The 11,875-nt window shown below is 64.9% G+C and carries 10 protein-coding genes; 3 read left to right on the forward strand and 7 right to left on the reverse strand.

All coding sequences use genetic code 11. The features are described from left to right. The 4 genes from BI344_RS26255 to BI344_RS22060 form a co-directional block, all read right to left on the reverse strand. Positions 1 to 1,163, reverse strand: a 1,163-nt coding sequence (locus BI344_RS26255) for an ATP-binding cassette domain-containing protein (RefSeq protein ID WP_277620479.1), incomplete at its 3' end; no start/stop codon positions are given. Then, on the reverse strand, positions 1,160 to 2,143 hold the full coding sequence (gene hlyD / locus BI344_RS22050; RefSeq protein WP_071114933.1) for a secretion protein HlyD: 984 nt from the start codon (positions 2,141 to 2,143) through the stop codon (positions 1,160 to 1,162). The genes hlyD and BI344_RS26255, both read right to left, overlap by 4 nt. Next, positions 2,140 to 2,784, reverse strand: coding sequence for a TetR/AcrR family transcriptional regulator (locus BI344_RS22055; protein ID WP_071114934.1), 645 nt, complete (start codon positions 2,782 to 2,784; stop codon positions 2,140 to 2,142). The genes hlyD and BI344_RS22055 overlap by 4 nt, the downstream gene beginning before the upstream one ends. A gap of 115 nt (positions 2,785 to 2,899) precedes the next feature. Beyond that, entirely contained in the window at positions 2,900 to 3,400 is a 501-nt protein-coding gene (locus tag BI344_RS22060; protein ID WP_071114935.1) for a metal-dependent hydrolase, read from the reverse strand. Positions 3,401 to 3,812: 412 nt separating this feature from the next. Here BI344_RS22060 and BI344_RS22065 point away from each other — a divergent pair, with 412 nt between their 5' ends. Further along, on the forward strand, positions 3,813 to 4,712 hold the full coding sequence (locus BI344_RS22065) for a TIGR02285 family protein (RefSeq protein ID WP_071114936.1): 900 nt from the start codon (positions 3,813 to 3,815) through the stop codon (positions 4,710 to 4,712). A 65-nt stretch (positions 4,713 to 4,777) separates the two neighbouring features. Here BI344_RS22065 and BI344_RS22070 read toward each other — a convergent pair whose 3' ends face one another. Then, positions 4,778 to 6,412, reverse strand: a complete 1,635-nt coding sequence (locus tag BI344_RS22070; protein ID WP_071114937.1) for a methyl-accepting chemotaxis protein — start codon at positions 6,410 to 6,412, stop codon at positions 4,778 to 4,780. A 203-nt stretch (positions 6,413 to 6,615) separates the two neighbouring features. On the opposite strand from BI344_RS22070, the gene BI344_RS22075 reads away from it, so the two are divergent. After that, on the forward strand, positions 6,616 to 7,254 hold the full coding sequence (locus BI344_RS22075) for a PadR family transcriptional regulator (RefSeq protein ID WP_071114938.1): 639 nt from the start codon (positions 6,616 to 6,618) through the stop codon (positions 7,252 to 7,254). An 11-nt stretch (positions 7,255 to 7,265) separates the two neighbouring features. Beyond that, the gene (locus tag BI344_RS22080; RefSeq protein ID WP_071114939.1) at positions 7,266 to 8,060 is read left to right on the forward strand and encodes a siderophore-interacting protein; all 795 of its coding nucleotides are present in this window, start codon (positions 7,266 to 7,268) and stop codon (positions 8,058 to 8,060) included. Positions 8,061 to 8,112: 52 nt separating this feature from the next. Here BI344_RS22080 and BI344_RS24220 read toward each other — a convergent pair whose 3' ends face one another. Both BI344_RS24220 and purL read right to left on the reverse strand, forming a co-directional pair. Then, positions 8,113 to 9,216 carry an outer membrane protein assembly factor BamE gene (locus BI344_RS24220; RefSeq protein WP_139167117.1) on the reverse strand — a complete coding sequence of 368 codons (1,104 nt, stop codon included), beginning with the start codon at positions 9,214 to 9,216 and terminating at the stop codon, positions 8,113 to 8,115. Beyond that, the coding region (purL, locus tag BI344_RS22090) for a phosphoribosylformylglycinamidine synthase (protein ID WP_071114942.1) at positions 9,156 to 11,875 on the reverse strand (2,720 nt) is incomplete at its 5' end. The genes BI344_RS24220 and purL, both read right to left, overlap by 61 nt.

The raw sequence follows: 11,875 nt of genomic DNA on the forward strand, positions 1-11,875 counted from the left end.
AGCGCCTGACCGGCGCTGGGCTTAAGCAGCCCGCACTCCATCTTGAAGGTGGTGGATTTGCCGGCGCCGTTGGGACCCAGGAGGCCAAACACCTCGCCGCGCCGCACCGCGAAACTGACGTCGTCGGTGGCGTAGAAGTCGCCGAAGCGTTTAGACAGGCCCCTGGCCTCTATCACCGCCTCGCCGGCATGTTCAGCCACCACCGGCATCACCTCGGCCAGCACGGAGTCGCCGCCCGGTCCACCACCCAGCAGACTGATGAAGGCATCCTCCAACCGCGGCGGCGCGGCTTGCAGGCGGGCGTCCGGCCCCGCCTCGGCAAGCTGCAGATCCGGCCATTGGTCCTCGTCGCGCAACAGCAGGCGCAGGCTGCTGCCCTGTATGGTGCCGTCCATCAGCTGCGGCTGGCGCAGCAGTCTTTGCAGCACTTGGCGGCGGTTGCCGGCGATACCGGTCAGCTGCAGGCAGCGGCCCACCAACGGGCGGGTCAATTCGGCCGGCGGCCCGCCTGCTCGGATGCGGCCCTGGTTCATCAGATAGACCACGTCGCAGCTTTCAGCTTCGTCCAGATAGGCGGTGCTGAGCAGCACGGTGATGCCGTCGGCCGACAAGGCGCGGATCAGCTTCCACAGCTCGCGGCGGGAGATCGGGTCCACCCCCACGCCGGGTTCGTCCAGCAGCAGCACCCGCGGCCGGCCCAGCAGCGAGCAGGCCAGGCCCAGCTTCTGCTTCATGCCGCCGGACAGCTTGCCGGCGTAGCGGCCGGTGAACGGCGAGAGGTCGGTCAGCGCCAGCAGACGGGTGAAATCCTGCATGCGCTCCCCGCCCGTCACATCGCGCAAGTCGGCGTACAGATCGAGATTTTCCTGCACTGTCAGGTCTTCGTACAAGCCGAACTTCTGCGGCATGTAACCAGCCTGGCGGCGCAAGGCTTCGCCATCTTCCTGCGGATCCAGGCCCGCCACCCGCACACTGCCCGCACTTGGCGCAAGCAGGCCTGCCAGGATGCGCAACAAGGTGGTTTTTCCGGCGCCGTCGGGCCCCACCAAGCCGGCGATGCGGCCAGCGGGAATATCCAGGCTGACGTCGGTCACCGCATCCTGAACCGCGCCGGCGAAACGCTTCGCCAGGCCTTGCGTCAGGATAGCCGGCGCCGCGCTCACGGAGCCAGCCTCACCGTCATCGGCATGCCCTGGTTGAGCCCGGCGTCGGCGTCGCTCACCACGATGCGGATGCGATAAACCAGCGAGGTGCGCAGATCGGCGGTTTCCACCGATTTGGGCGTGAATTCGGCGGTGGGCGACACAAAGCCCACCACGCCGTGATAGGTCTTGTCCGGGTGGCTGTCATTGCTGAGCAGCACCTTGCTGCCGCTGGCGAAGCGCCCCAGCTGGGGTTCGCCGACATAAGCGCGCACCCACACCGGCTGCCGCAGCGACAGGCTGAAGGCTGGCGTGCCAGCCTGCACCATGCTGCCGGCCTCGACCGCGCGGGTGAGGACGATGCCGGCGCTGGGCGCCTGCAGGTTGGCGTCGCGCAGCGCCAGCCGGGCGGCGGCCAGGTCCGCCCGCGCCTGTTTCAGCTGGGCGTCGGATTCGGCGATTTCCTCCGGACGGTAGCCTTTGACCAGCAGCTGCAGCTGCTGTTGGGCGGCATCGCGCTGGGAGATGGCCTGATCGCGCTGCGAACGGGCGGCCTCCAGCAACTGTTGGCTACTGCCGCCGGCCGGCACCAGCTCGCGTTGGCGGCGATATTCGCTTTCAGCCTGCACCCACGCGGCCTTCGCCGCGTCCAGCCTGGCGCGCGCCTGGGCGATGTCCTCGCTGCGGCTCCCCTTGTGGATCAGCGCGTTGCGCGCCGCCAGCGCCGCCTCGTTGGCAAGCGCCGCGTTCAGGCTGTTGCGCAGCGGCTCGGCATCCAGCCGCGCCAGTATCTGGCCCGGCTGCACGCTGTCGCCCTCGTCCACCTGCACCAAGGCCAGGCGGCCGGACACGCGGAAGGCCAGGCTCAGCTCGCGGATGTCGACATTGCCGTACAGCGTGGATTGGCGTTCCGCCTCGGCTGCGCTCTGGTAGAAGTAGTAAGCGATGCCGCCGGCCAGCAATGCCGGCAGCGCGACAGCCGCCACCCAGATCTTTTTCATTGCGACTCCCCCCTTGTCGAGATGCCCGCCAGCGCCCAGTCCAGCCTTTGTCTCGCCGCCTCGATATCCGCCATCCAGGCTTGCAGCTGCCGCACAGCCGGCGGCAGCCAGTCGCAGGCCGCCAGCGGGCCGCGCGCCAGCAGCAGCGGCATCCCGATCGCCGCCATCAGATAGCCTAGCAATTGCGGCGCCGGCGCCGCGATCAGCCTCCCCTGCCTTTGCGCGCGGCTCAGCAACACGATCAGCAGCCGAAAGTGACGGGACGGCAGCCGCAACACGAAAGCCTGCGCGGCCGGTTCCCCGGCCAGCGCATCCGCCAGCACATGGCTGAGGAAGCCGGCATTCTGCGCCGCCAGCTCCAGCAATTGTTCCAGGACGGCTTGCAGCCGGGACAGGGCGTCGCCGGATTGCAAGCGCGCCACCGGACGCAACTGGCGGTAGATGGGCGCGTACCATAACTCCACCAGTTCGCTGATAAAGCGCTCGCGGTTCCCGAAGTGGTAGACGAATCTGCCTAGATTGACGCCGGCGGCGGCCAGCTCGCGCACCACCAATCCGCGCACGCCGGTGCGCGCCACCATGGCCAAGCCTTTCCGCAACAGGCGCTGGCGGGTATCAATCTGCTTGCCGGATAAGCCCATTCATTTCTTATACGTCCGTATAAAAATGGCGACAAGGAAAGCCGGGATCAAAAACGCAGGATCGCAAGCCAAGGGGACCCGCGGCGCAACAGCCGCCGGGGTCGATCATTCACGGTCAGAGGGTTTTGCACATCAGGAAGCCGGCGCCAAACCACAGCCCCACCACCATCAGCGGCTCCGCCATCTTGCCGCGCAACAGCATCAGCGGCGCGCGGAAACGGATGCGAATGGGCCACAGCAGCGGAATACCGGCCGGCGTCAGCCAGTCTCCAACCAGATGCGAGGCATAACCTACGCAGATGCCGAGCACCAGCGGCATGGCGTGGCCCAGCCTGATGTTCCAGCCATGCAGGCAGGCGATGCAGGCGTAGAACACGCCGGCCACCGCTAGCAGGCTGTGGGTGATGCCGCGATGGCCGAAGAGGTAGGCCACCGGGCGGGAGATGAAGGGAATGCGCCGGCCCAGCCAGCTTTTGGGATGGTCGATGTCTGGCAGCAGCGAACCGGCCAGGCCTCCAGCCAGCAGCAATAGCGCCAGCATCGGGGGCAAATGCAGCAACAAGGCGGCGGATACCGCGCAAAACGCGCCGAACGCGACATGTGTGGCGACCATCATCCGGCTATCCCGCCGCTTTCCCTGCTGACCATCGTGCGCTGCCCCTGCGGCATGTTGTTATCTTGCTACCGACCGCTTATGCCGCCATCGCCACCTGCCCCGCCACACACGGATCAAACACATGTATGAACGAGCGGGCGCCATGCTACTGCATCACACGCGCCGGATGCAAAGAAAACTTGCCGTCCGCCAAATTGAAAATGGAAGTCTATGCCAATGCGCTGCCTGATTTCAGCTGATGGATGTCAGTCCCCGCCAAGCGCGCTTGACAAGAGACAGGGGAATTGCCATTTGGTGCCTGAATATCCCGAGCTGCCGCGGAAGCGTTATAAAATGAAGCTGCCAGTCGCGTCCGGCTGGCGAAAACGGCAAGCCCCCGCCGACGCATCCGTCCGCTTCACCGGAGAACCTCATGCGACGCCTGTCCACAATCATCCTGGCGCTCTGCCTTGCCGCGATGGCGCCGGCCGCCCAGGCGCGACCGGCAACGCAGATGACGTGGGTGCTGTCCGACTGGCCGCCCAATTTCATCGTGCGGGACGGCAAGCCCACCACCGGACAAAATGATGTCTACCTGAAGCTGATCATGCAGAAATGGCCGCAGGCCGAGCATCGCTTCATTGTGATGAGCACCGCGCGCAGCGTCTTGGAATTGCAGAACAAGAGCCCCATCTGCCGGCTCAATCTGATTCCCACCCCAACGCGGGAGAGGCTCGCCTTCTTCACGCTGACGCATATGCAGCTGCCGTTGCAGGTAATCATCCGCCGCGAAGTGGCGGCGAAAGCGCCATTGAACGACAAAGGCGAGGTAGTACTGGAACAACTGATCCGCCAACCGGATCTGCGCGGCATCGTCGCCGCCGGCAGGAGCTATACCGCCGGCATCGACAGGCAGCTGGCCAGCGACAAGGACAAGTCCAATCTGCGAGACATCCAGAACCTGCCGTCGAATGAGGGCTTGTTCAAGCTGCTGCAGCTGGGCCGGGCCGACTACACGCTGGACTACGAATCCGATCTCAATTACCAACAGCGGAGCCATGGCAACCAGGCTCTGGTCAGCCTGCCGCTGGCCGGCGCCGCGCTGATACCGGTCGGCATCGCCTGCCCGCGCACGGAGTGGGGTCGGCAGGCCATCCTGAAAATCGACGCGCTGCTTGCCCAGGTGGTGAACGACCCCGCCTACCGCGCGGCGCAGGAGCGCTGGCTGTCGCCGGCATCGCTGCAACGCTACAAGCCGGAGCTGGACAAGTTCTACCGGCAACGCGGCCATGCATCCGACCCCGCGCGGTTTTCGCTGACCGCCCATCCCTGACCCAGCGGAAGCGAAAAAGGCCAGGCGGCAACATCCATCCGGCCCCATGCCGCTGACCAGCAGCCTTAAACCTGGAACTGCGCCACCGACTGCCTGAGGCTGCCGGTCACCTCGTCTATGCGCTGTATGCTCTCGGACGCCTGGGTAGCCGCCACCGCGTTGCCGGACGCCACCTGGGCGATCTGCTCGACGTGACGGGCGATGTCCTGGCTGGCGGTGCCCTGCTCCTGCAGCGCGTGCGAGATGTCGTTGACCACCCGCACCACTTGGCTGGCGCTGCCATGAATCTGCTGGATCAGCTGGCCGCCGTGCTCGGCCAGCTCCAGGCCGGTTTTCACCCTGGTCACCGTCTCGCTCATATTCTGCCGCGACAGGTCGGAACTGGCCTGGATCTCGTCGATCATGGTCGCGGTCTGCTCCGTCGCCTTGGCGGTGCGTTCGGACAGCTTGCGCACCTCGTCGGCCACCACGGCGAAACCGCGGCCGCTCTCGCCGGCCCGCGCCGCCTCGATGGCAGCGTTCAAAGCCAGCAGATTGGTCTGGTCGGCGATATCCTTGATCACCTGCATGATATTGGAGATGGTGGCGGTCTTGCTGGCCAGGTCGGCAATCGCCGCTTCGGTCATGTCCACCGTAGCGCTGATGCCCTGCATCTCCTCCACGGCGCGGGCGATCACTTCGCTACCGGTCTCCGACAACTGGCCGGAATCCTGCGACACCGAGCGAGCATCCTTGGCGTGCTGGGCGATATGGTTGATGCTGACGGTCAGTTGCTCCACCGACGCCGCCATCGCCGCCGCGCCCTCGCTCTGCCCCTGGGAATTGTCGGCCACCATGCGGGCGCCGCCCACCACGTCGGCGTTCAGCCTGCCCAACTCCTCGGCGTCGCGCATGATCTCGCCCACCAGTTGGCGCAACTGAGCCTGCATCTCGCGGATGTGGGCCAGCAGGCTGTCCTTGTCCCCCGCGGCCAGACGTATCTCGCGGTCCAGCTTGCCGGCGGCGATTTCACGCACAATGGCGGCGGCCTCGGACGGCTCGGCGCCCAGTTCGCGCATCACGCTGCGGTACACCCACCAGCCCAGCGACAGGCTTACCACCATGAACAGCAACACCTGCGCGCCCACGCTCAACACCTGGTCAAGCAGCACCGCGTTGATGTCGTCCAGATACAAGCCCGTGCCAACCACCCACCCCCAACGGGAGGTGGTCTGGAAATAGGCCAGCTTGGGCTGCGGCACGCGGGCTCCCGGCTTGTCCCAGTAATATTGGGCGAAGCCCTTGCCGCCGTTCTCTCGCAGCACCCGGTCGAACAGCTGGCCCATGCCTATGCCGGTCGCGTCCTTGACGCCGTGCATGTCCTTGCCCACCAGCTTGGGATTCATTCCATGGGCCAGCCACACCATATTGCGGTCCAGAGTGAAGAAATACTCGTTGCCGTCGAAACGCAGCCGCGCCAGCTCCTGCAAGGCCTGGCGCTTGGCATCGGCCTCCGGCACCATGCCGGCGGCCGCCTGCTCCTCATGCGCCGCCACCAGGCTGGCGGCGGCCTCCACCTGATGGCGCACCAGATCGTGCCGGTCGGACAGCATCTGCTGGCGCAAAGCATTCATCAACAACGCGCCCAGCACACATACCAATACGATGGTGCCGGCCGTCTGCAGCAGCAATCGTCGCTTCAATGAAATTGTTCTCGCCATTGCCCCATCCAGTTGATTTGTAAACAACGGGCAACGATAACGCATTCGATTATTCAATTTCAATATCAATCTTAATATTATTGACTTTTGTCATTAAATAACCCACACACAAAACCGGATTTTTCCAGACAACTGAACTTGCCGCTTGACTTTCATATCTTAAGACATATATCTTAAGACTGTTTTCCGTATTAGGAGCCGTCATGCGCCCCCTACACCACAGCCCCTCGCAACGCCCCAACTCGCTCCGCCGCCTGTTTCAGGCCATGACGGGACATCATCGCCGCGGCGGCGGCAGACGCCACGCCCACTACGCCGGCGACAACGAACATCTGTCGCGCGGCCGCAAATTCAGTTCGGACGACCTGCAACTGCTGCTGCTGGCGCTGATCGCCGAACGCTCCAGCCACGGCTACGAACTGATCAAGGAGCTGGCCGGCCGCTCCAACGGCTATTACAGCCCCAGCCCAGGCATGGTCTATCCCGCCCTCACCTATCTAGAAGAAGTCGGCCATGTCACCGTCGCCAGCAGCGGCAACCGCAAATGCTATTCGATAGCCGACTCCGGCCATCAGCATCTTGCGGTCAAGCGCGAGCATGTGGAGCTGATGCTGGCCAAGCTCAACCACATCGGCCGCAAGATGGAACTGGCGCGCCGCGCCTACGCCGGCGAGGAGATCGGCGAAGACGGCGCCGCCGGCTGGATCAAGGAGCTGATAGAAGCCCGCCGCGCGCTCAAGCACGCGCTGCTGCTGCGCGACAAGGCAGACTCCTGTGAGCAGCGCCGCATTGCGGAGATCCTGCAGCGCGCCGCCACCGAAATCACCGGGCCAACAAAATAAAGGAACCCACCATGCATCAGGATCTGACCATACAAAAACTGCGCCACCCGCTGAAATTCCGCCTGCTGCAGGTCAGCCGCGTCCAGCGGCTTGCCGGGCGCATGCTGCGCATCACGCTGAAGGGTGAAGACCTGGCGGGCTTCATCTCCGCCTCCTTCGACGACCACATCAAACTGTTCTTCCCCGCCGCGGGCGAGAGCCAGCCGGCCATCCCCACAGTCGGCGAAAGCGGCATCACCTTTCCCGCCAGCCAAGCGAAGCCGGCGATGCGCGACTACACCCCGCGCCGTTACGATGCCGCCGCCGGCGAGCTGGACATCGACTTCGTGGTGCATGACGGCGGCGTCGCATCCGACTGGGCGGCACAGGCGCAAGTCGGCCACTACCTGGGAATAGGCGGCCCGCGCGGCTCGCGCGTGGTGCCGACCGGTTTCGACTGGCACTGGCTGATAGGCGATGAAACGGCGCTGCCGGCCATCGCCCGCCGGCTGGAGGAACTGCCGGCGGACAGCGTCGGCACCGCGCTGATCCTGGTGGACGATGAGACCGCCCGCTTGCCGCTGAGCCGCCCCGCCGGCGTGGAAATCGTCTGGCGGCACCGCGATCAGCAGCAGAATCTGCTGCAAGCGGTGGCGCAAATGGCTCTGCCGGCCGGCGCGGGCTATGTCTGGGCTGCGGGAGAAAGCGGCGAGATGCGCGCGCTGCACAAGCATCTGCAACAGCTGGGAATAGACAAGGACAGGATGCGCGTGGCCGGCTACTGGAAAAGCGGCGACGTCGGCGCGCATGAAACCATAGGAGAATGATGAAAAGCCCGGCGCCATGAGGCCCGGGCTTTTTCACGGCGGCGCGGGCCGCTTACTTGCTGCCGCTGGAGGAGTATTCCACGTCGCTGACGACATCTCGCTCATCGAACGACACCACCAGCAGCTTGCTGTAAAGCTTCATATTGAACACAGTGCCGGTAACGTGGGTATAGGCATATACCACGCCCTTGCCGGTCTTGCTTTTGATAATGGGATAGATCGCCTCGCCGCTGGGCTTGCCCAGCAGCGCGATCACCTCGGAGCGGGTGGTCGCACCCTTCCGCAACGCCGACACCTTGCCTTCATCAAAATCGGTGGCGTCTTCGGCGAACGAACTATTGAACTCCTCGCCAACCAGCACATCCTTGAAAGTGGAAAATACCATGGCGCGGGCCGGTGTGACACCGGGGTAGCGGGCCGCGCCCGACGTGGAAGCATAAGCATAACGCGCCAGTTTGATGGTTTGGTCGTTCTTCATCGCCTCGCCGCTTTGCTGCGGCTCGCCCATCACCCTGGCCACGTCCGCCGCCGTGGATTGGCCAAGCGTCAGCGCGCCGGCATCCGGTCTTTTGAAATTGGTTCCCGCGCAACCGGAAAGCATGGTCGCCGCCAGCAGGGAAAGTGTCAGGATAGTCTTTTTCATTTTAATCTCTTCACGGAATCGGCAATGATTGGTATCAAGCGCCAGGTACGCCATTTCCTGGAGCGTATCCGGCCGGGCCATATTCGTCCTCAATGGATTCCGGCCGGACAGGCGGCGATTATCGCAAAAACGCTTTTCCCCGCCAATGACAAAGCAATGAGAGACCGCAAACAGGCGCGATTCCAATTCAAAACGGAAAATTCCCGATTGGATTTTGCCTGCATGATTTCCCGCAAACGCCGCCATCGCGTCATGAAAAGGCCGACGGATACGTCCGCGCGGAAAACGAACCAGACGCGCAAGCATCCGCGGCAAACCAAACGCATTGTCATTGCGGTTGCCCGCCGGCGCAACGCACGTTCTTCCCGCAACCATCGCCCAGGCCCCGGAAACGAAAAACGGAAGCCATCTGGCTTCCGTTTGCTTTCGCTGCTCACAACCGCACTGCCGAATCAACCCACCCAGCGCCGCGCCGAGGCGAACATGCGGAACCAGGCGCCGTTCTCGCCCCATTCAGCCGGATGCCAGCTGTTCTGCACTGTGCGGAACACCCGCTCGGGGTGCGGCATCATGATGGTGAAGCGGCCGTCCGGCGTGGTGACGCCGGTGATGCCCGCGGGAGAACCGTTGGGGTTCAGCGGATAGGTTTCGGTGGCGCGGCCGTCGAAGTCGATGTAGCGCAACGCGGTCAGCACCTGGTCCTGGCTGCCCGGCGCGAACACCGCGCGGCCTTCGCCATGGCTCACCACCACCGGCAGGCGGCTGCCCACCATGTCCGCCAGGAAGATCGACGGCGACGCCGTGACCTCCACCATAGTGAAGCGCGCCTCGAACTGCTCCGACGCGTTGCGGCGGAACTTCGGCCAGTACTCGGCGCCGGGAATGATGGACGACAGGTTGGACATCATCTGGCAGCCATTGCACACGCCCAGCGCGAAGGTGTCCTTGCGGCCGAAGAAAACCTCGAACTGTTGGCGCGCGCGCGGATTGAACAGAATGCTCTTGGCCCAGCCCTCACCGGCGCCCAGCACGTCGCCGTAGCTGAAGCCGCCGCAGGCCGCCAAGCCCTTGAAGTCGGCCAGTTGCACGCGGCCGGCGATGATGTCGCTCATGTGCACGTCAACCGCGTCGAAGCCGGCGCGGTCGAACGCCGCCGCCATCTCCAGCTGGCCGTTGACGCCCTGCTCGCGCAGGACGGCCATGCGCGGACGCGCGCCAGTGGCGATGAACGGCGCCGCCGGGTTGCCCTGCACGTCGAAGCTCAGCTGGGCGAACAGCCCGCGCGGCTTGGCGTGGCTGCGCAGCAGCTGTTCGCTGTCGGCGCAGGCCGGATTGTCGCGCAGGCGCTGCATGCGGGCGCTGGTTTCCGACCAAGCGCAGAACAGCTCGCTGCGGCTCTCGCTGAACAGGTCCTTGCCCTTGTGCTTGATCACCAGGCGATCATAACCGTTGATGCGGCCCAGCACGAACAACTCGCGGCCGATGCCGGCTTTCATGAAGCGCGCGATCACCTCGGGCGTGTCGCCCTTGCGCACCTGCAGCACCGCGCCCAGCTCCTCGTTGAACAGCACGCGCATGATGCGGCCATGGGTTGCCGCCTCTAGCGAAGGCTGCACGTAGTCGTCGATGATGCGCTGGGTGTTTTGCCGCTCTATCACCAGTTCCTGCAGATCGACGCTGATGCCGACATGGCTGGCGAACATCATTTCCGCCAGCGTGGCGAACAGGCCACCGTCGGAGCGGTCGTGGTAGGCCAGGATCTTGTCGTCGCGCAGCAGCGACTGCACGGTGCCGAAGAAAGCCGCCAGCTGCTGCGGGCTTTCCACGTCCGGCGCGCGGCCCTTCATGTCTTTCCACACCTGGCCGTAGATCGAACCGCCGAGGCGGCAGCGGCCATAGCCCAGATCGATCAGGATCAGGTCGCTGTCCTTCACGTCCTGCAGCGCCGGGGTGACGGTCTTGCGCACGTCCTCCACCGGGGAGAAGGCGGAGATCACCACCGACATCGGCGCGGTAACCGACTTTTGCTCGCCGTTCTCCTGCCATACCGTCTTCATCGACAGCGAGTCCTTGCCCACCGGGATGCTGACGCCCAGGCTCTGGCTCAGCTCGGACACCGCTTCAACCGTGCGGTACAGGCGCACGTCTTCGCCCGGATGGCCGGCCGGCGCCATCCAGTTGGCGGACAGCTTGACATTGCCCAGATGGCCGACGAAAGCCGCGGCGATATTGGTCAGCGCCTCGCCTATGGCCATGCGGCCCGAGGCTGGCGCGCTGAACAGCGCGGCCGGCGTGCGTTCGCCCATCGCCATCGCTTCGCCGCGATAAGTGTTGAAACCCATGGTGGTGACGGCAACGTCGGCCACCGGCACCTGCCAGCGGCCCACCATCTGGTCGCGCGCGGTCATGCCGCCGACCGAGCGATCGCCGATGGTGATCAGGAAGGACTTGTCGGCCACCGTCGGGTGGCGCAGCACGCGGTAGGCGGTTTCGCGCAGCGGATACCTGGACGCGTCGAAGGTCTGGAACTCGGGCTCCAGCGTCTTCACGTCGCGGGTCATGCGCGGCGGCTTGCCCAGCAGCACTTCCAGCGGCATGTCCACCGGATTGTTGTCGAAATGGTCGTCGCGCACCTGCAAATGGCCGTCGTCGGTTGCCGTGCCCAGCACCGCGAACGGACAGCGCTCGCGCTCGCACAGCGCGCTGAAGCGCTCCAGGTCCTGAGGCAGGATGGCCATCACGTAGCGCTCCTGCGCCTCGTTGGACCAGATCTGCATCGGCGTCATGCCCTTCTCTTCCAGATGCACCTTGCGCAGGTGGAAGACGGCGCCGCGGCCGGCGTCGTTCACCAGCTCCGGGAAGGCGTTGGACAAGCCGCCGGCGCCCACGTCGTGGATGGAGACGATGGGGTTGGCCTCGCCCAGCTGCCAGCAGCGGTCTATCACCTCCTGGCAGCGGCGCTCGATTTCCGGATTGCCGCGCTGCACCGAATCGAAGTCCAGGTTTTCGCTATTGGCGCCGGTGTCCATCGACGAGGCGGCGCCGCCGCCCAGGCCGATCAACAGGCCCGGACCGCCCAGCTGGATCAGCAGCGCGCCTTCCGGGATTTCGTTCTTGTGGATCTGCTGCTGCTGGATGCTGCCCAGGCCGCCAGCCAGCATGATGGGCTTGT

The sequence above is a fragment of the Chromobacterium sphagni genome (assembly GCF_001855555.1).
In the GTDB taxonomy this organism is placed as follows: Bacteria; Pseudomonadota; Gammaproteobacteria; order Burkholderiales; family Chromobacteriaceae; genus Chromobacterium; species Chromobacterium sphagni.

What these genes read in the sequence shown, in the direction of transcription:
- hlyD (WP_071114933.1), bottom strand. Translation starts at nt 2,143, where the DNA reads ATGAAAAAGATCTGGGTGGCGGCTGTCGCGCTGCCGGCATTGCTGGCC.
- BI344_RS22055 (WP_071114934.1), bottom strand. Translation starts at nt 2,784, where the DNA reads ATGGGCTTATCCGGCAAGCAGATTGATACCCGCCAGCGCCTGTTGCGG.
- BI344_RS22060 (WP_071114935.1), bottom strand. Translation starts at nt 3,400, where the DNA reads ATGATGGTCGCCACACATGTCGCGTTCGGCGCGTTTTGCGCGGTATCC.
- BI344_RS22065 (WP_071114936.1), top strand. Translation starts at nt 3,813, where the DNA reads ATGCGACGCCTGTCCACAATCATCCTGGCGCTCTGCCTTGCCGCGATG.
- BI344_RS22070 (WP_071114937.1), bottom strand. Translation starts at nt 6,412, where the DNA reads ATGGCGAGAACAATTTCATTGAAGCGACGATTGCTGCTGCAGACGGCC.
- BI344_RS22075 (WP_071114938.1), top strand. Translation starts at nt 6,616, where the DNA reads ATGCGCCCCCTACACCACAGCCCCTCGCAACGCCCCAACTCGCTCCGC.
- BI344_RS22080 (WP_071114939.1), top strand. Translation starts at nt 7,266, where the DNA reads ATGCATCAGGATCTGACCATACAAAAACTGCGCCACCCGCTGAAATTC.
- BI344_RS24220 (WP_139167117.1), bottom strand. Translation starts at nt 9,216, where the DNA reads ATGGGGCGAGAACGGCGCCTGGTTCCGCATGTTCGCCTCGGCGCGGCG.